We start from the raw sequence: 18,371 nt of genomic DNA, 5'->3' as shown, positions 1-18,371 counted from the left end.
CAAGCCGCGGGGTTGGTGCACCTCTCCCGCTTGCGGGAGAGGTCGGCGCGCAGCGCCGGGTGAGGGCTCTCTCCTCTTGGGGGGCCTCGCTGGTGGAAGCACCCTCTCCCCAACCCTCCCCCGCAAGCGGGGGAGGGGGCGCACCTCGGCTGGGGCATGCGCGGGATTTTTCGCATGAGCATCGGCGCAAATGCATCCGAGCAGGTCGCTGCCAACGCGCAGTCGCCGGTGCTGTCGGTTTCCGGCCTGACGACGTCCTTCATGCGCGAACGGCAATGGAGTCCCGTCGTCCGCGACGTGTCGTTCGATATTGCCTCGCGGGAAACCGTGGCGATCGTCGGCGAGTCCGGTTCGGGCAAGAGCGTCACCGCGCTCTCGATCATGCGGCTCATTCCGAAGGAGAACGGCCGGGTCGAAGGCAGCGTCCGGCTTGCCGGTCGCGACCTGCTGACGCTGCCCGAAGCGAGCATGAAGGATGTTCGTGGCAACGAAATCGCCATGATCTTCCAGGAGCCGATGACGAGCCTCAATCCGGTGCTGACCATCGGCTTCCAGATTGCGGAAGCACTGATCCAGCACCGCGGTCTGTCGCGCGCGGCGGCGGAGGCCGAGACCATCCGCTTGCTCGATCGTGTTCGCATCCCCGCTGCAAAATCGCGCTTCCACGAGCATCCGCATCGTTTCTCCGGCGGCATGCGCCAGCGCGTGATGATCGCGATGGCGCTGGCCTGCAAGCCGAGGCTGCTGATCGCGGACGAGCCGACCACAGCGCTCGACGTCACGATCCAGGCCCAGATCCTGGAGCTTCTGAAGGAGCTTCAACAGGAAGAGGAGATGTCGATCCTCTTCATCACCCACGACATGGGCGTGGTGGCCGAGATCGCGGATCGCACCGTGGTGATGTACGGCGGCCAGGCGGTGGAGACCGACGCGACCACGCGCATCTTCGCAACGCCGTCGCATCCCTATACAAGGTCATTACTCGCGGCCGTGCCGCGCCTCGGCTCGATGGACGGGCGGACGCGGCCGATGCGCTTTCCGATCGTCGACAAGGCGACGGGGACTTCGGACGAGCCGGCGGAGACGCCCGATACGGTTTCGATTGCCGAGCGACCGCTGCTCGAAGTCTCCAACCTCACGACGCGCTTTCCAATCCGCTCGGGCCTGTTCGGCAAGGTCTCGGGCCGCGTCCATGCGGTCGAGAACATCTCCTTCTCCTTGCGCGCCGGGGAGACGCTGGCGCTGGTTGGCGAATCCGGCTGCGGCAAGTCGACGACGGGCCGCTCCATTCTCAAGCTGACGGAGCCGGACAGCGGCACCGTTCTGATCGACGGGCAGGATGTGCTGGCGATGAATGCCCGCACCCTGCGCGACTTTCGCAAGCAGATGCAGATCGTGTTTCAGGATCCGTTCGCGAGCCTCAACCCGCGCATGTCGGTGGGAACGGCGATTGCGGCCCCATTGCTCGCCAACGGGCTCGCCTCGGCGTCGCAGGCGCGGGAGAGGGTCGCCGATCTGCTCGATCGCGTGGGTCTCACCGCCGACATGGCCGCGCGCTTTCCGCACGAATTCTCCGGTGGCCAGCGCCAGCGCATCTGCATTGCCCGCGCGCTTGCGCTCGGACCGAAGCTGATCGTCGCGGACGAAGCGGTCTCGGCGCTCGACGTTTCGGTCAAGGCGCAGGTCGTCAATCTGATGCTGGACCTTCAGGCCAGCATGGGACTTGCCTATCTCTTCATTTCCCACGATATCGCGGTGGTCGAGCGCATGAGCCATCGCGTCGCGGTGATGTATCTCGGCGAGATCGTCGAGACCGGTCCGCGCGCGGCCTTGTTCGGCAATCCGCAGCATCCCTATACGAAGAAACTGATGGCGGCCGTGCCGGTGCCCGATCCAGCGCGCCGCGGCACCAGGCGCGAGGTAGCGAACGACGAGATCAGAAGCCCGGTGCGCGCGCCCGACTACCAGCCGCCGGTTCGGCAATATCGCGAGGTGTCGCCGGGCCACGTCGTCCAGGTCTGGGGCGAGGAATGGTCGGTCTGAGGCAAGCGCTTCAGGAGTTCACGTGCACGAAATCCCGCAGCAGCGGGTAGATTTCGTTGTTCCAGCGCTTGCCCGAGAACACGCCGTAATGGCCGACGCCGGCCTGCATGTGGTGGACGCGGCGATAGGCGCGCACGCCGGTGCAGAGGTCTTGCGCGGCCAGCGTCTGGCCGATCGAGCAGATGTCGTCCTTCTCGCCCTCCACCGTCATCAGCCCCATGCGGCTGACCGCCTTGGTGTTCACCGGACGTCCCCGATGCATCAGCTTGCCCTGGGGCAGAAGATGCTCCTGGAACACGTCGCGCACGGTTTCGATGTAGAATTCCGCCGGCAGGTCCATCACGGCGAAATATTCGTCGTAGAAGGTCTTGATGCTGGCCGCCTTCTCCTTCTCGCCCTTGGCGATGTGATCGGCGAGATCGATGTGCTGCTTGATGTGGCGCTCGAGATTCATCGAGACGAAGGCGGTGAGTTGCACGAAGCCGGGATAGACTTTCCGCAAGGCACCGCGGCACTGCATCGGCACGTAGTTGATCAGGTTCTGCTCGAACCAGTCGATCGGCCTGCTCTTGGCGAATTCGTTGACCCTGGTCGGCTGGATGCGCGTGTCGATCGGGCCGGCCATCAGCGTCAGCGTCGCCGGTCGCGAAGGATGGTTGCCCTCGCACATGATCGCGGCGGCCGCGAGTGCAGAGACCGAGGGCTGGCAGATCGCGACCATATGCGGGCGCGGGCCCAGTTGGCCGAGGAAGTCGATGAGATGCTCGGTGTAGTCGTCGAGCCCGAAACGGCCCTCGCTGCGGGGAATGTCGCGCGGATTGTGCCAGTCGGTGATGTAGACGTCGTGGTCCTGGAGCAGCGTCTTCACGGTACCGCGCAGCAGCGTCGCGAAATGGCCGGACATCGGCGCCACCAGCAGCATGCGCGGCTGCTCGCCCACGCCCTCCTTCTTGAAGCGCAGCAGCGAGCCGAACGGGGTCGCGTAAGCGATCTCCTCGGTCACGGCGACCTCGCGATTGCCGACCATGACGCTGTCGATGCCGTAGGCGGGGCGGTGATAGGTGAGGGTGGAGCGGGAGATCAGCTCCAGCGCGGCCGACAGCCGGCCGACGACCTGATCCGATAAGCCCTGCGGCACCAGATTGAGGAATTTGAGCGCGGACGAAGCTCCCGACCGCCACGGCGCCGTCAGGTCCATATGGTTCTGAAAGGCCTGATAATACATCGACATCATACTGAAACGCCCACCTGTCCCGTGCTGCTATGCAATATCGAAGCCAAACCCGGGATGGGCTGCCCTCGAGATTGGCACGTCGCTTGCTGCTGTCTTCGTGGGAAGCACAGGCGGTGCGCACCCCTGCAGTCCGGGCGGGGTGCGAGTCACAGGCGTGAGGGAAGGCCACATGGCGAAGGCGACACTGACCATCAGCAGCAAGAACTATTCGTCCTGGTCGCTGCGTGGCTGGCTGCTGACGAAATTTTCCGGGCTCGATTTCGAGGAGATCGTCACCGCCCCGGACGACGCGTCGGCGCGCGCCGAAATCCTGCTGTTGTCGTCGTCGATCCTGGTGCCATGCCTGCGGCACGACGGTGCGATCGTGTGGGATACGCTGGCGATCGCCGAATATCTCAACGAGGCGATGCCGGATGCCGGGCTGTTGCCTAGGGATCGCGTTCAGCGCGCGCATTGCCGCTCGATCTGCGGCGAAATCCATTCAGGCTTCACCACCTTGCGCGCCTCGCTGCCGGTCAATTTGAAGGGGCACTTCCCCGGCTTCAAGATCTGGTCGCGCGCGCAGGCGGACATCGATCGCGTCTGGGCGATCTGGCGCGACTGCCTGGACAAATCGGGCGGGCCCTTCCTGTTCGGCGAGACCCGCACCATGGCTGACGCGATGTACGCCCCCGTGGTGACGCGCTTCGTGACCTATAACGTCAAGCTTGAGCCGCAGCTGCAGGCCTATGCCGATACCATCATGGCCATGCCGGAGATGAAGGAATGGATCGCGGCGGCAAGGGACGAGCCGGCCGAGATCGAGGAGCTTGAGGTCGAATATTAGGCAGGCCGGGTGCCATCTGCCTGTTTTGGGAGCGAGCATCCAACCGTCGCACCCAGCGGTCATGTCATTGAAGCCGTTAACTTTTGACGCCGGTGGCCGGCTGGCCCTGCTCAGGCGCTGCGCAGATATTGTGTGCGCCTGGTGGCCAGTTGCGACATCTAGCCGTGAACAGGCGCGTACGGGCCCCTGCGGCTGATTCGGACGTGATTCGTTCGGGCCGCGTTCCGAAGGTTAAGGCGGGACGCGGCCCCGTTGCATTTTGAGACAAATCAGTGCTCAGGCCACGCCTGAATGCTTCATGCGCGGGACGCGCCAGCCGATGACGGTAGCTTCGACTGCGACACCGGCCGTGTGGTTCTGCCATCGTCCCTCGACATAGCGGCAGGCGAACGGCAGCTGATAGGTCCCGCTGTGGTCCTCGCACAGCACTTCGACTGCAAGGCCAGGCGGCGGTTCTCCGGCGCCGTCGAATTCCGCCAGTCGTCTGTCGCGCGTTGCCATCAAAAACTCCCCTAAACAAAGCCGCGGAAGGAGCGCCCAATTCCTCCGCGTGCAGATCATCGCTCCCCGTCCGAGGGAACAGCTGCAAGCTCAACGCGAGAATGCGGTGCGAGTGTGGTAGCCTCGACAGGCCGCGTGCAAAAAGCGCACATTGCCGTGATTGATTTGACGAGGAACCTGCATGCTGCTTCGAAGCGCCGGCGTCTGTTTCGCGATGCCACTGCTCGCCACGCTGGCGATTGCGCCGGTCCGCGCGCAGGACGTGCCCGGCATCGAGATCTGCACCGTCGAGAAGACCATGGAGCGCCGCACCAGCTGCCTCCAGAGCAACGTCGACTTCCTCCAGAAGACGATCACCAAGCTGAACCTCGATCACCAGCAAAAGCTGGACGCCGCGGCTCGCCAGATCGATGCGTTGAAGACGACCGTGGCCGGATTGCAGAAGACGCTCGGCGATCTCCAGGCCGCGCAGGCGAAGACCGCGGAGGATGTGAAGAAGAAGCAGGATGCGCCACCGGCGAAGGATGCGGCGAAATAGGCGCCGCGCTCAGGCGACGCGATATCGCTCCATCACGCTGCGGTCGGGCTCATAGCCAAGTCCGGGTCCGGTCGGCACCGGGACATGGCCGGTGGCATCGACGTCGGCGCGGCCGCCCCACAGGCAGGCCTCGCGTTTCAGGTAAAACATCTCGACCAACCCGTCGTCGCGCCCCGCCAGGAGATGCAAGGTCGCCAGCAGGCCGGGGCCGAAATACGGAGAGTGCGGAACGATCTTGACGCCGAGCCGATCTGCGAGCGCCGCAACCTTCAGAAATTCCGTGATGCCGCCGACCTTGATCACCGACGGCTGGGCGTGGCTGACCGCGCCCGCCTCCATCATCTGGCGGAATTGATATTCCGTGCAGGCGTTCTCGCCGGCGGCGACGTCGAGTTCGCCCTTGCTGCGGACCTCGGCGAGCGCCGCAAAATCCTCCGGCGGCCAGACCGGCTCCTCCAGGAACATCGGCTGCGCGTCCCGGCATGTCCTGGCGAACGCGATCGCCTGCTCGCCTGACAGCGGGCAGTTCATGTCCACCATCAGCGGAATGCCGGGCCCGATCGCCGCGCGCGCGGCAAACACCGCCGGCGCCGTGGTCTCGTGCAGCTTGATGGCCCCATAGCCGAGCGCCAGCGCCTTCTTGCATTCGGCGGCGATGCTGTCGGGCGAACCGATCCGCAACAGGCTCGCATAGGCCGGAATGGCCGGGCGCCTGGTGCCGCCGAGCAGGCGGTGCAGCGGCACGCCCTTGACCTTGGCGGCGAGGTCCCACAGCGCGATGTCGAGCCCGGAGATCGCGAACATGGTGATGCCGTAACGCCCGAACAGATGCAGATTGCGCTGGATCTGCTCCATCAACGCGGGAATGCCGGCGGCATCGGGAACCTCCAGCCCGCGGGCCTGCGGTGCGATCATTTCCTCGACGGCACTGCGCGTGGTGCGGGGGCAGACATAGGCGAAGGCATCGCCCCAGCCGGTCAACCCGGCGTCGGTGCTGACCTCGACCATCACCATGTCGAGCGCGGTGATGGCGGAGGCGCCCTGACGGAAGCTCGCGACACCGGCGTCATAGGGGATGCGGATATGGTGCGCCCGCACATCGGTGATCTTCATGTCGCCGTTCCTCCTGCTTTCTCGTGAGCGGTTTCAAGGACGCCCCCGAGTGTAGCCATGAACGCCCGGACGTTGCCAGTGGCTGGTCCGGCGTTATCATCTTGCGGGACCGCAACACCGATCAAGCGAAACCCGCGGACTTCGGTGCATCATGGTCGCGCTTCGAACGAGAAACGCCGTGAACCCAGCCCAGCGCGCGCTCTGGTATGTCGAGAGCCATCTGGCCGAGCCGATGACGCTCGATGAGATCGCTGCGATATCGGGCGTGTCGCGGTTCCACATCGTGCGCGCGTTTGCCGCAGCCGCCGGCCTGCCGGTGATGCGGTACGTGCGCGCGCGGCGGCTGACCGAGGCGGCGCGCAGTCTTGCGAACGGCGCGCCGGATATCCTGTCGCTGGCGCTCGAGGCGGATTACGGCTCGCACGAAGCATTCACCCGCGCGTTCCGCGACCAGTTCGGCACCACGCCCGAGGCGGTGCGGGCCGCGCAATGCACCGGCCATCTCAGGCTTCAGGAGCCGATCCTCATGGACTCAACCATCTCCGACAAGCTCGCCACCCCGCGCTTCGAAACCACAAAGGCCTTTCTCGTCGCGGGTATCAACGAGCGCATCTCCTGCGACAACGGCGCGGCCATTCCTGGACTGTGGCAGCGCTTCCACCAGGAGGTCGCCGACATTCCCGCGCGCGTTGGACCGGTCGCCTATGGCGTCTGCTGCAACGGCGACGATGCCGGCAATTTCGACTACATCGCCGGCGTCGAGGTCGCCGATTTCTCCGAGCTGCCGCGCCGCTTCGGCCGTATCCGGATCCCCGAGCAGCGCTATGCGGTGTTCACCCACGCCGACCACGTCGCCTCGATCAGGCGCACCGTCAACGCGATCTGGAATCAGTGGCTGCCGGCCTCCGGCCTGAAGGCGGCCGATGCGCCGAACTTCGAGCGCTACGACGAGCAATTTGATCCCGCCACCGGCAATGGCGGCCTGGAAATTTGGATACCCGTGCGAGATTAGCGCGCAACGCTGGCATACCATCCCGCTTGCTTGGCAAGCCCCGGCGACTTTGTCATAACCACAGGCAATCTTGCGTGTGGGGCCCGTGCCGGACATCCCGTGCAAGTCATAAGAAGCAGCCGGGAGGGTCCCACATGTCCAACGTCCGCGTTCTCGCCACCGACCTCGAATTTCCCGAAGGGCCGGTCGTGATGCCGGACGGCTCGGTGGTGCTGGTGGAAATTCGCGGCCAGCGCCTGACCCGAATCCATCCCGACGGGCGCAAGGAGATGGTCGCGAAGATTCCGGGCGGCCCGAACGGCGCGGCCCTCGGCCCCGACGGCAAGATCTACATCTGCAACAATGGCGGCTTCTCCTGGATCCCGACGCGCAACATGATCATGCCGGGCCCGCAGCCCGACGATTATCTCGGCGGCTCGATCCAGCGCGTCGATCTGCAATCCGGCCAGATCGAAACCGTCGTGACGCGTTGCGGCGAGCACGATCTGCGCGGGCCCAACGATCTGGTGTTCGACAAGCAGGGCGGCCTCTGGTTCTCCGATCTCGGTAAGCGCCGCGCGCGCGAGATGGACGTCGGCGGCATGTACTATCTCAAGCCCGGCATGAAGGAGATCGTCGAAATCGTCCATGGCGTGTTGCCGGCGAACGGCATCGGCTTGTCGCCCGACGAGACCACCGTCTACATCGCGGAGACGCCGACGGGCCGGCTCTGGGCCTACGAGCTCTCCGCGCCCGGCACGCTCAAGCCGCGCGACGTGATCTATCGCGGCGAGCGGGGCAAACCGATCTGCGGCCTCGGCGGCTACCAGATGTTCGACTCGCTCGCCGTCGAAGCGAACGGCAATGTCTGCGTCGCCACCCTCGTCTCCGGCTGCATCTCGGTGATCGCGCCTGATGGTACCTTGGTCGAGCAGATCCCGACCGGCGACCGCGTCACCACCAACATCGCCTTCGGCGGCCCCGAGCTGAAGACCGCCTACATCACGCTCTCAGGCAAGGGCGAGCTGATCGCCATGGACTGGCCGCGCAGCGGTTTGCCGTTGAATTTCCTGAACAAGTGAGCCAATCCGTCATTGCGAGAAGCGAAGCAATCCGGCAGACCCTCACCCTGAGGAGCGCGCCCTTTGCGCGCGTCTCGAAGGGCGAGGCCACCAGCGGGGCCTTCATCCTTCGAGACGCGCGTGCCGCGCTCCTCAGGATGAGGAGCTGACAGCATGGATTGCTTCGCTTCGCTCGCAATGACGCAAGGAGAGATATTCGATGCCCTGGCCTGATCCCATCACCCTGCGCGGACAGCATGCCGGTCTGGAGCCGCTGTCGCATCAGCACCGTGAGGGGCTGGTCGAGGCCGTGAAGGACGGCGAGCTCTCCACCATCTGGTACACCGCGATTCCGACGCCGGACAACATGGGCAAGGAAATCGACCGCCGGCTCGGTCTTCAGGCCGCGGGCTCGATGCTCCCCTTCACCGTGTTCGATGGCAGCGGCAAGATCGTGGGCATGACGACCTACATGAACATCGATGCCGCCAACCGCCGGGTCGAGATCGGCTCGACCTGGTATGGCAAGGGCGCGCAGCGCGGCCCGCTCAACACGCAGTGCAAGCTGCTGCTGCTCACCCATGCCTTCGAGACCCTGGACTGCATCGCGGTGGAATTCCGCACGCATTTCTTCAATCACCAGAGCCGCCGCGCCATCGAGCGCCTGGGCGCCAAGCAGGACGGCATCCTGCGCAGCCACCAGGTCGCGCCGAACGGCACGCTGCGCGACACGGTGGTCTACAGCATCACCGCCGCCGAATGGCCGACGGTGCGAACGCATTTGAATTATCAACTCAACGACAAGCCGCGCTAGAGGCGGCCGAGGCACCATGGACAGATTTGATTATGTGATCGTCGGCGCGGGCTCCGCCGGTTGCGTGCTCACCAGCCGGCTGAGCGAAGACCCTGCTACCAGCATCTGCGTGCTCGAGGCGGGCCCGAGCGACTGGCATCCCTACATCCATCTGCCGGCGGGCTTCATCAAGACCTTCCACATGAAGAGCATCAACTGGGCCTACCAGCAGGAGGTCGGGCCCTGGACCGGCGGGCGCAGCATCTACGCGCCCCGCGGCAAGACGCTCGGCGGCTCGTCCTCGATCAACGGCCATATCTACAATCGCGGCCAGCGCATGGATTTCGACACCTGGGCGCAGATGGGCAATCGCGGCTGGGGCTATGCTGACGTGCTGCCCTACTTCCGGCGGCTGGAGAAACGGGTCGGCGAGGGCGAGGACGTTTACCGCGGCCGCGACGGCAATCTCACCGTCACCACCATGAACTGGCGCGATCCGCTTTGCGAAGCCTTCATGGAAGGCGCGGTCTCGCTCGGCATTCCCCGCAACCCCGACTACAACGGCAAGACCCAGGAAGGCGTCTCCTACTGCCAGCGCACCATCGACAAGGGCCTGCGCGTCTCCGGCGCCACCGCGTTCCTCAAGCCCGCGATGAAGCGGCCGAACGTGCATGTCCACACCCACGCGCACGCGACCGAGATCATCTTCGAGGGCAAGCGCGCCGTCGGCGTGCGCTACATGAAGGGCGGCTCTGGCGGCACGCCGGTCGAGGTCCGCGCCAACAAGGAGGTGATCCTGTCCGGCGGCACCTATAATTCGCCGCAGCTCTTGCAGCTCTCCGGCATCGGCTCGCCTGATTTGCTCAGCGCCCACGGCATCGCCGTGCGTCACGCGCTTCCGGTCGGCGAGGGCCTGCAGGATCATTACGCCCCGCGCACGGTGGCGCGCGTCAAGGACATCAGGACCATCAACGAGCTTCGCCGCGGCTGGCGTCTCTGGGTCGAGGCGATGAAATGGGCGACTGCGCGCAAAGGCCTGCTGTCGCTGTCGCCGACCATGGTCTACTGTTTCTGGCATTCCGGCGAGAGCGCGGAAAGCTCCGATTTGCAGCTCACCTTCACGCCGGCGAGCTACAAGGAAGGCGTGCAGGGCCAGCTCGAGGACGAGCCCGGCATGACGGTGGCCTCCTGGCAGCAGCGCCCCGAGAGTCGCGGCTATGTCCGCATCCGCTCGGCAGATCCATTCGCGCCGCCGATCATCCAGACCAATTATCTCGACGCCGAGCTCGACCGCCGGGTCATCGTCGGTGGCATGAAGCTCGCGCGCAAGCTTTTGAAGAGCGCGCCGCTGTCGCCCTATTACGCCTACGAGGATTTCCCGGGTCCTGACATCAACACCGACGACGAGTTCCTGGCCGCCGCCACCGAGCGCGGCACCACCACCTTCCACCCCGGCTGCACCTGCCGCATGGGCCCGGCGGATTCCACCTGGGCGGTGGTCGACGACCAGCTCCGCGTCCACGGGTTGCAAGGCCTGCGCGTCATCGACGCCTCCGTGATGCCGCGCATGATCTCGGCGAATTTGAATGCGTCGACCATGATGATCGCCGACCGCGCCTCGGACCTGATCCGCGGCAAGCAGCCGATGGAAGCCGCGCGCGTGCCGGATGCGGCGGTAGCGTGAGTGTGGCGTAGGAGATAGGTAGAGCGAAAGCGAAACCCATCGTCTTGCGGCGTTCGCGGGAAGAGTTTGATGGGTTTCGCTGCGCTCTACCCATCCTACGGCTGCCCGTCGGGCAAAACACCCCGCCACCCCGTCAATCCCTCCTCGCAAAAATATTCCACTTTACCGAAATTCGGAATTACGGCATAGATCGAAACAGCCCGGCCCGACGAAGAGGGGCGGTTCGCGAGTCGTTCGAAACGCGGGCCGGGTTGCGGTGGACGCAGCAGCGTCGTGCGCGAGAGGCGCGGGCAGGGCGGGTAGTCCCTGTGAGCCCGAGGCTTCGTGCGGACGAGCGGCGCCGAAGTCCGGCGAAGCCTCTTGGCGGAGCCGGATGAGCTGCGTACGGCAAAACCGTGTGGTCCTGGCCGTCGTTGCTACGGTCAAGCCTTTGCGGAGATGTGCGCGAGCCCAACCGGGCGGACGGCATCGTCAATTCGCGGGGCGAGGGAGGCCAGAAGGAAAGTTCGGCTCCCGGGAGAGCACGGCATAAGCCGTCCGACCATTGCGCAGGGAAGGCCGTGTGTTGGGCTTCGCCTGTATGCCGCTGTGCAGTCCTTTTGCGCTACATGCGCACAGCGGACCGTGGGTGCCAGCCGGCACCCGGCCTTCCCTGCACCCTCTTTGTCAAAGGGGTGACGGAGAGAGCATAGCTCGGGCGAATGCGCCGCGAGGATGCGAAGGCGTGTCTGCGATTTAGGATGCGGGTGTGTTGAAGCGTGATGCTTCACCACCGTCGTCCTGGCGAAAGCCAGGACCCATTACCCCAGGGAGGGGTTTGGTGGGCGGTACTGGCGCCGGAGTTTTATGGATAGATCACGCGGTATGGGTCCTGGCCTTCGCCAGGACGACACCGGTTGATATGGCCGATTGCCTCGCCCGCAACGCGGAGTGCGCTCGAACCTACACTTCCCTCCGGCTCAAGAACGCGAGTCGCTCGAACAGATGCACATCTTGCTCGTTCTTGAGCAGCGCGCCGTGCAGCGGCGGGATCAGCTTGCGCGGGTCGCGTTCGCGCAGCTGCTCGACGCTCATGTCTTCGTTGAGCAGCAGCTTGAGCCAGTCGAGCAGCTCGGAGGTGGACGGCTTCTTCTTCAGACCGGGCACCTCGCGGACCTCGAAGAAGATGCGCAAGGCTTCCTCGACCAGCCGCTTCTTGATGCCGGGAAAATGGACGTCGACGATCCGGGTCATGGTGTCGGCATCGGGGAACTTGATGTAGTGGAAAAAGCAGCGGCGCAGGAACGCGTCGGGCAGCTCCTTCTCGTTGTTGGAGGTGATCATCATGATCGGGCGCTGCTTGGCCTTGATCGTCTCGCCGGTCTCGTAGACATGGAATTCCATGCGGTCGAGCTCGAGCAAAAGATCGTTCGGGAATTCGATGTCGGCCTTGTCGATCTCGTCGATCAGCAGCACCGGGCGCTGCTCGGCGGTGAAGGCATCCCACAGCTTGCCGCGCTTGATGTAGTTCTTGATGTCGGACACGCGGGCATCGCCGAGCTGGCTGTCGCGCAGGCGCGACACCGCGTCGTATTCGTAGAGGCCTTGCTGTGCCTTGGTCGTGGACTTGATGTGCCAGGTCAGAAGCGGGGCGTTCAGCGCTTTCGCCACTTCCTCCGCCAGCACCGTCTTGCCGGTGCCGGGCTCGCCCTTGATGAGCAGCGGGCGCTCCAGCACGATCGAGGCGTTGACCGCGACCTTGAGATCGTCGGTCGCAACATAGTCCTTGGTGCCGGTAAATTTCATCGCGCGTCCTTGTTGGTCGTCGTCCCGGCGGTGCCCCGGTCGCGACATGGGAACGGCCGCGCATGGCGGCCGTTCCTGGTTCGGTCAGGCTTTCAGACCCGTTTTATCAGCGAAAGGATGACGAGCACAATCACCGCGCCGATCGTGGCATCCACGATGGCCCCGACCGTGCCCGTTGCGAGCTGGATATGCAGCTGAGGCAGAATCCAGCTGGCCACAAGTGCACCGATGATGCCGACGACGATGTTGCCGATCAGCCCAAATCCCGCCCCATGGACAATCTTGCCGGCAAGCCAGCCTGCGATAGCGCCAATGATGAGCGCTGCGAGAATTCCCATTGCAAACGTCCCCAAAACAACCCCGTGAGACCGCCAATTCTAGAGCAAAAACCCTCCCGGTCCAGCGCAGAGCCGTGGCCTCCGCCCCTTGACGTTCGCCCCCCGACGGGCAATCTGTCACCCATGTTCCTGCAATTCTTCACTTCTCTGCGCGATGCGCAGGTCCCCGTGACGCTGCGCGAATACCTCACGCTGATGGAGGCGCTCGACGCTGACCTCGCGGACTATTCGGTCGAGAATTTCTACTATCTCTCGCGCACCTCGCTGGTGAAAGACGAGCGCAACCTCGACAAGTTCGACCGCGTCTTCGGCACCGTCTTCAAGGGGCTGGAAAGCCTGCTCGACGCCATGGAAGGGGCCGAGATCCCCGAAGAGTGGCTGAAGAAGCTCGCCGAAAAGTACCTGACGGAAGACGAGAAGAAGCAGATCGAGGCCATGGGCTGGGACAAGCTCATGGAGACCCTGAAGAAACGCCTCGAGGAGCAGAAGGGCCGCCATCAGGGCGGAAGCAAGTGGATCGGCACGGCGGGCACCTCGCCGTTCGGCGCCCATGGCTACAATCCCGAAGGCGTTCGCATCGGCCAGGAGAAAAACCGCAACAACCGCGCCGTGAAGGTGTGGGACAAGCGCGAGTTCAAGGATCTCGACGGCAATGTCGAGCTCGGCATCCGCAACATCAAGGTGGCGCTGCGGCGCCTGCGCAAATTCGCGCGCACTGGCGCGCCGGACGAGCTCGATCTCGATACCACCATCCGCGAGACCGCCAATCACGGCTATCTCGACGTGCACATGCGGCCCGAGCGGCGCAACGCGGTGAAGCTGCTGGTGTTCTTCGACATCGGCGGCTCGATGGACGCGCATATCGAGCAGGTCGAGGAGTTGTTCTCGGCGGCGAAGAGCGAGTTTAAGCATATGGAGTATTTCTACTTCCACAACTGCCTCTATGAAGGCGTGTGGAAGCAGAACAAGCGCCGCTTCACCGATCGCACGCCGACCTGGGACGTGCTGCACAAATACCCGCACGACTACAAGATCGTGTTCGTCGGCGACGCCTCGATGTCGCCTTACGAGATCATGGTGCCCGGCGGGTCGGTCGAGCACGTCAACGAGGAGCCCGGCTCGGTCTGGCTCGACCGCATCATCCGCACCTATCCGCATTCGGTGTGGCTCAACCCCGTGCAGCAGAAGCACTGGGACTATTCGGAGTCCACCACGATCATCAAACGCATCTTCGCCAACCGCATGTATCCAATCACGATCGAGGGGCTGGAAGGTGCGATGAAGGAATTGACGCACTAGCCACACACGCCGTCATTCCGGGGCGCGCGCAGCGCGAACCCGGAATCTCGCAGTTGTTGATGCCGATCGAGGTTCCGGGTTCGCTCGCTTCGCGATCGCCCCGGAACGACGGAAGAGAAGAAGGGAAGACCATGCCCCAGACCATCACCCGCGGCATCAAGGCGCTGATCGACGAGGCCAATGCCGAGATCGAGACGCTCACCGCCAAGGATGCCATCGAGATCTCGAAGAACGGCGACGTCGTCATCGTCGATATCCGCGATCCCCGCGAGATCGAGCGCGACGGTCGCATTCCCGGCGCGTTCGCCTGCACCCGCGGCATGCTCGAATTCTGGATCGATCCGCAGAGCCCTTATGCGAAGCCGGTGTTCCAGGAGGATAAGAAATTCGTGTTCCATTGCGCCGGCGGCTTGCGCTCCGCGCTCGCCGCCAAGACCGCGCAGGACATGGGCCTCAAGCCCGTCGCCCACATCGCCGGCGGCTACGCCGCCTGGCGCGACGCCGGCGGGCCGACCCAACAGTGGGAGCCGAAGAAGAAGGGGTGAGATGAATACCTCTCTCACCACACACTCCGTCATGCTCGGGCAAAAGCGCGAAGCGCGTCTTCGCGCTAGATGACCCGGGCATCCACGTCTTTGTCGCGAAGAAGAACGTGGATGGCCGGGACAAGCCCGGCCATGACGACTGAGACAACTGCCGGAGCATGCAATGACCGCCACCGATCCCCTCGTCTCCACCGAATGGCTCGCCGCCCACATCGACGATGCCAACGTCAAGGTGCTCGATGCCAGCTTCAAGCTGCCGGGCGTGCTGCCGCTGCCAAAGGATGACTATCTCGCCGCGCATCTGCCTGGCGCGGTGTTCTTCGACGTCGACGCGGTGTCCGACCATTCCAACCCGCTGCCGCACATGTATCCGAGCGCCGAGCAGTTCGGTCGCGACGTGGGTCATCTCGGCATCTCCAATGCCGACACCGTCGTGATCTACGATGCCGGCGGCTGGGTCGCTGCTCCCCGCGCGTGGTGGATGTTCCTGGCTTTCGGCCACGGCAATGTGCGCATCCTCAATGGCGGCCTGAAGAAGTGGCGCGCCGAGGGGCGTCCGGTCGAGAGCGGCGAGACAAAGCCGAAGCCGGCGACATTCAAGGCGAGCTACGATTCCAAACGCGTGCGCAGCATGCAGCAATTGATCGCCAACGTCGAAAGCCGTGCCGAGCAGGTGATCGATGCGCGCGCCGCCGACCGGTTCGAGGGCCGAGCGCCGGAGCCACGCGCAGGCATCCGCTCCGGCCATATCCCGGGCGCGCGCAACGTGCCCTACAATCTCCTGTTCGACGCCGCGACCGGCACGATGAAGCCGCTCGATGATCTCCGCGTTGCCTTCACCAACGCCGGCGTCAAGCTCGATGCGCCGATCGTGACGAGCTGCGGCTCCGGGGTCTCTGCCGGCGTGCTGACGCTGGCGCTCTATCGCCTCGGCATCACCGACACCGCGCTCTACGACGGCTCATGGTCGGAATGGGGGCAGGAAAAGGGACCGGCGATCGCAACGGGGCCGGCGTAACCCTACTGATGTGCGCGCGCGGTCGTCGTTGCGGCGAGCGTGGGTTGCGGTTGTCCGAACGCATCGAGTTGCTGAACCGGCGGCGGCGGACGCCTGACAATGCGGCGGCGCTTCTTCACCCGATGCGCCCGCGGCTTGGTCGCCTTGCTCTCCGGCGAACTGCTGTCGGCCTTAGAGTCGGCCTTGACCTTCGCCGGCGGACCCTTCCAGGCCGTGGTCGCCGGGTCGTTCAATGCGGCGAACTTCGCGCTCGCCATGTCGAACCTGGACGAAGCCGAGGCTGCGCTGGGGACGGCAGGTGTTGGTTTGCTCGTGAGAGCGATCGAAACGGGCTTGGCCTCGGCGATGGATGCGCTGGCGTCGGCCGGAGTAAGCGTGTTGCTTGAGGCTGGCGCCGCGGCGTCCGTCGTCGTCTCGGCCTTGGCCTCGACATTGGCCGGTTCGGCCGGGACGTCAGCCGGAGGTGCAACGACCTGCGGCTGACCGTCGGTCTCGGTTGTCACCATGACGACCGGCTCGGGCTCGCTCATCGGCAGCGTGATGGTCGGGACTTGATCGCGCAGCGACGGCGTCGGATCGGTGGCGGCCTCCGGCTCGGCGCGGAGGACCGCGAGCACCGGCTGGGCCGGCTCGGGAGCTTGTGCAAACACCTGCTCCTGCGGACCATTCCGCCAGGAGGGGTTGCTGACATACTGCTCGTGGCTCGCCCGCAGCAGCGCGGCGGCGCCCAGGCCGAATACCAGGATGGAGGCTGACAGCAGGATCGCGGCAAACAGGAAGCGAAAGCCGGGAAGCATCGAGGGATTGCGAATTTCCGCCCCGGCGGCGAAGTGGCCAGGGCCCATGAGCCATCTGAACGCGGTGACGGTACTGCTTGCCGCGTTCGCCACGCGGGGGATGAAGCTCAAAGCGGAGGCGAATCAGGCTGATTCGAACATACCGCAACGATTCCGCGCCGTTCCGTAAAAAACGGAGCCGGCGACTCCGGCGATCTCAGGCAGGGACTGATTTTCGTCCCCTGATGCAAGGAGGCAACGGTAGTCTTGCGGATCACAAATTGGCAAATCAGGCACAAATCCGCCTGTAGTGTCTTGAATGTGCCGCTATCTTCGGTCATGTGGCCGTTAACGGTCCGGACGGGGCCCGGGGACTATACAAGAGCGATGATGATCAAACATTTTCTGACGATATGCGCTGCCGCAACAGTCGCTGCGGCGGGAACCTCGCTCGCACAGGCCCAGAGCTATCCGGTCCAGCAGGCGCCGAGCTATGGCGCGCCGGCCGAATATCGGCCCGGCGACCGCGCGCCGAGTTTCGACGCACTGGACGATGAAGACGATTCGATGCCGCAGGCAGCGCTGCCGCCGCCCGGCCCGGATCCGCGCTACGGCCGTCCGCCCGGCGCTCCCCCGGTGTATTCCGCCGCGCCGCCGCAGGGTCCGGTGATGTCGCCCGACGATCCGCGCTACGGCCGCCCCGCCGGCCCGCCCGCGGTGATCTACGCCGATCGTCCGGATCAAGCGCCCGGCAGTGACGGCCTGCGTCCGCCGGAGGCAGTCGGTGGTCCCGGCGCGACCGGAACGGTCCAGGCCGGGCAGCCGCCCGCGGGTGCCGACGGCCGGCCGATGGCGATCGCCTCGCTGCCGCCCGAGGAGCAGCCTGACGCCGCTCCGGCGCAGCTGCCGCAGAACCTGCGCCGCCAGGAGGTCTCGCTGGTGACCAAGGAGCCGGCCGGAACACTCATCGTCGATACCCCGAATACCTACCTCTATTACGTGCTCGGCAATGGCCGTGCGATTCGCTACGGCGTCCGCGTCGGCCGCGACGGCTTCACCTGGACCGGCGTGCAGAAGATCACGCGCAAGGCCGAGTGGCCGGATTGGCATCCGCCGACCGAGATGATCGAGCGCCAGCCCTATCTGCCGCGCTTCATGGCCGGCGGTCCCGGCAATCCGCTCGGCGCCCGCGCGATGTATCTCGGCTCGACCGTCTACCGCATCCACGGCACCAACCAGCCCTCGACCATCGGCAAGTTCGTGTCCTCCGGCTGCATCGGCATGCTGAACGAGGACGTCTCCGACCTGTTCGATCGCGTCAAGGTCGGCACCCGCGTGGTCGTGATGCCGGGTGGTCCGCCGCCGGGAACTGCGACCGCATCCGCCGCGCCCATGCCCGGCGCTGCCGGGCCCGCTCCGATGGCTGCACAGGCTGGCCCGGTCGGAGGCACCCAGCCGACGGTGGTGCCGCCGCTGCCCGCGCCCGTCACCGTGCGCTGAATCGGCCTCGCAAGAATTGATCTGATGACGGGGGGGGGGGGGGGGGGGGGGGGGGGGGGGGGGGGGGGGGGGGAGCGCGCGGGGGGGGGGGGGGGGGGGGGGGGGGGGCGGGGCGGCCCGCCCCGGGGGGGGGGGCGCCCCCCCCCCCCCCCCCCCCCCCGCGCCCCCCCCCCCCCCCCCAAACCCCCCCCCCCCCCCCGCGCGCCCCCCCCCCCCCCCCCCCCCGTCATCATTTGACGCATGCGCGCATGTCTCGCTTGCGCATGCCTCCTTGAACGGCTCCGCACCTCGATTACGTCCGGGAGGATTGCAACGAATTGAGGAGC

18 protein-coding genes are annotated in these 18,371 nt (G+C 65.4%); 12 read left to right on the top strand and 6 right to left on the bottom strand.

Going from position 1 to position 18,371, the window contains the following annotated elements; translation table 11 throughout:
- The first annotated feature begins 174 nt into the window (after positions 1 to 174).
- Positions 175 to 2,043: an ABC transporter ATP-binding protein gene (locus AC0L2J_RS17295; protein ID WP_007613731.1), complete on the top strand. Its 1,869-nt coding sequence runs from the start codon at positions 175 to 177 to the stop codon at positions 2,041 to 2,043.
- Between the two features lie 10 nt (positions 2,044 to 2,053).
- Here the strand turns inward: AC0L2J_RS17295 and AC0L2J_RS17290 are convergent, their stop codons facing one another.
- The gene (locus AC0L2J_RS17290; RefSeq protein WP_084777503.1) at positions 2,054 to 3,277 is read right to left on the bottom strand and encodes a polyhydroxyalkanoate depolymerase; all 1,224 of its coding nucleotides are present in this window, start codon (positions 3,275 to 3,277) and stop codon (positions 2,054 to 2,056) included.
- Positions 3,278 to 3,446: 169 nt separating this feature from the next.
- On the opposite strand from AC0L2J_RS17290, the gene AC0L2J_RS17285 reads away from it, so the two are divergent.
- Positions 3,447 to 4,103 (top strand): glutathione S-transferase family protein, encoded by a 657-nt coding sequence (locus AC0L2J_RS17285; RefSeq protein WP_007613727.1) that lies wholly within the window; start codon positions 3,447 to 3,449, stop codon positions 4,101 to 4,103.
- A 276-nt stretch (positions 4,104 to 4,379) separates the two neighbouring features.
- On the opposite strand, the gene AC0L2J_RS17280 is transcribed toward AC0L2J_RS17285, so the two are convergent.
- The gene (locus AC0L2J_RS17280; protein ID WP_007595594.1) at positions 4,380 to 4,604 is read right to left on the bottom strand and encodes a hypothetical protein; all 225 of its coding nucleotides are present in this window, start codon (positions 4,602 to 4,604) and stop codon (positions 4,380 to 4,382) included.
- Positions 4,605 to 4,785: 181 nt separating this feature from the next.
- Here AC0L2J_RS17280 and AC0L2J_RS17275 point away from each other — a divergent pair, with 181 nt between their 5' ends.
- Positions 4,786 to 5,142, top strand: a complete 357-nt coding sequence (locus AC0L2J_RS17275) for a hypothetical protein (protein ID WP_063995155.1) — start codon at positions 4,786 to 4,788, stop codon at positions 5,140 to 5,142.
- A gap of 9 nt (positions 5,143 to 5,151) precedes the next feature.
- On the opposite strand, the gene AC0L2J_RS17270 is transcribed toward AC0L2J_RS17275, so the two are convergent.
- On the bottom strand, positions 5,152 to 6,255 hold the full coding sequence (locus AC0L2J_RS17270; protein WP_473392368.1) for a mandelate racemase/muconate lactonizing enzyme family protein: 1,104 nt from the start codon (positions 6,253 to 6,255) through the stop codon (positions 5,152 to 5,154).
- Between the two features lie 178 nt (positions 6,256 to 6,433).
- Between AC0L2J_RS17270 and AC0L2J_RS17265 the strand changes: the two genes are divergently transcribed.
- From AC0L2J_RS17265 to AC0L2J_RS17250, 4 genes are all read left to right on the top strand, one after another.
- Positions 6,434 to 7,267: a GyrI-like domain-containing protein gene (locus AC0L2J_RS17265; protein WP_473392366.1), complete on the top strand. Its 834-nt coding sequence runs from the start codon at positions 6,434 to 6,436 to the stop codon at positions 7,265 to 7,267.
- Positions 7,268 to 7,401: 134 nt separating this feature from the next.
- Entirely contained in the window at positions 7,402 to 8,328 is a 927-nt protein-coding gene (locus tag AC0L2J_RS17260) for an SMP-30/gluconolactonase/LRE family protein (RefSeq protein WP_473392364.1), read from the top strand.
- 199 nt (positions 8,329 to 8,527) lie between these two features.
- Complete coding sequence (locus tag AC0L2J_RS17255) at positions 8,528 to 9,121, top strand: GNAT family N-acetyltransferase (protein ID WP_007613716.1); 594 nt, start codon at positions 8,528 to 8,530, stop codon at positions 9,119 to 9,121.
- A 16-nt stretch (positions 9,122 to 9,137) separates the two neighbouring features.
- Positions 9,138 to 10,784 carry a GMC family oxidoreductase gene (locus AC0L2J_RS17250; RefSeq protein WP_473392357.1) on the top strand — a complete coding sequence of 549 codons (1,647 nt, stop codon included), beginning with the start codon at positions 9,138 to 9,140 and terminating at the stop codon, positions 10,782 to 10,784.
- Between the two features lie 942 nt (positions 10,785 to 11,726).
- Here AC0L2J_RS17250 and AC0L2J_RS17245 read toward each other — a convergent pair.
- Positions 11,727 to 12,569, bottom strand: a complete 843-nt coding sequence (locus AC0L2J_RS17245) for an AAA family ATPase (protein ID WP_007600695.1) — start codon at positions 12,567 to 12,569, stop codon at positions 11,727 to 11,729.
- 92 nt (positions 12,570 to 12,661) lie between these two features.
- Positions 12,662 to 12,907, bottom strand: a complete 246-nt coding sequence (locus AC0L2J_RS17240) for a GlsB/YeaQ/YmgE family stress response membrane protein (protein WP_007613712.1) — start codon at positions 12,905 to 12,907, stop codon at positions 12,662 to 12,664.
- A gap of 123 nt (positions 12,908 to 13,030) precedes the next feature.
- Here AC0L2J_RS17240 and AC0L2J_RS17235 point away from each other — a divergent pair, with 123 nt between their 5' ends.
- The 3 genes from AC0L2J_RS17235 to sseA all read left to right on the top strand — a co-directional run bounded on the left by AC0L2J_RS17235 (position 13,031) and on the right by sseA (position 15,769).
- Positions 13,031 to 14,206 (top strand): vWA domain-containing protein, encoded by a 1,176-nt coding sequence (locus tag AC0L2J_RS17235; RefSeq protein ID WP_007613710.1) that lies wholly within the window; start codon positions 13,031 to 13,033, stop codon positions 14,204 to 14,206.
- A gap of 131 nt (positions 14,207 to 14,337) precedes the next feature.
- On the top strand, positions 14,338 to 14,751 hold the full coding sequence (locus AC0L2J_RS17230) for a rhodanese-like domain-containing protein (protein ID WP_018454122.1): 414 nt from the start codon (positions 14,338 to 14,340) through the stop codon (positions 14,749 to 14,751).
- A 163-nt stretch (positions 14,752 to 14,914) separates the two neighbouring features.
- On the top strand, positions 14,915 to 15,769 hold the full coding sequence (gene sseA / locus AC0L2J_RS17225; protein WP_473392353.1) for a 3-mercaptopyruvate sulfurtransferase: 855 nt from the start codon (positions 14,915 to 14,917) through the stop codon (positions 15,767 to 15,769).
- A 2-nt stretch (positions 15,770 to 15,771) separates the two neighbouring features.
- Here the strand turns inward: sseA and AC0L2J_RS17220 are convergent, their stop codons facing one another.
- Positions 15,772 to 16,614: a hypothetical protein gene (locus tag AC0L2J_RS17220; protein WP_473392349.1), complete on the bottom strand. Its 843-nt coding sequence runs from the start codon at positions 16,612 to 16,614 to the stop codon at positions 15,772 to 15,774.
- Here AC0L2J_RS17220 and AC0L2J_RS17215 point away from each other — a divergent pair.
- Positions 16,613 to 16,735 (top strand): hypothetical protein, encoded by a 123-nt coding sequence (locus AC0L2J_RS17215; protein WP_473392345.1) that lies wholly within the window; start codon positions 16,613 to 16,615, stop codon positions 16,733 to 16,735. The genes AC0L2J_RS17220 and AC0L2J_RS17215 overlap by 2 nt on opposite strands.
- Positions 16,736 to 16,935: 200 nt before the next feature.
- Positions 16,936 to 18,045 carry a L,D-transpeptidase gene (locus AC0L2J_RS17210; RefSeq protein ID WP_473392341.1) on the top strand — a complete coding sequence of 370 codons (1,110 nt, stop codon included), beginning with the start codon at positions 16,936 to 16,938 and terminating at the stop codon, positions 18,043 to 18,045.
- Positions 18,046 to 18,371: the final 326 nt, after the last annotated feature.

The organism is Bradyrhizobium sp. MV1.5, assembly GCF_055807615.1.
The sequence above is the reverse complement of the archived record's forward strand: the minus strand, read 5'-3'. Positions and strand labels throughout refer to the sequence as shown.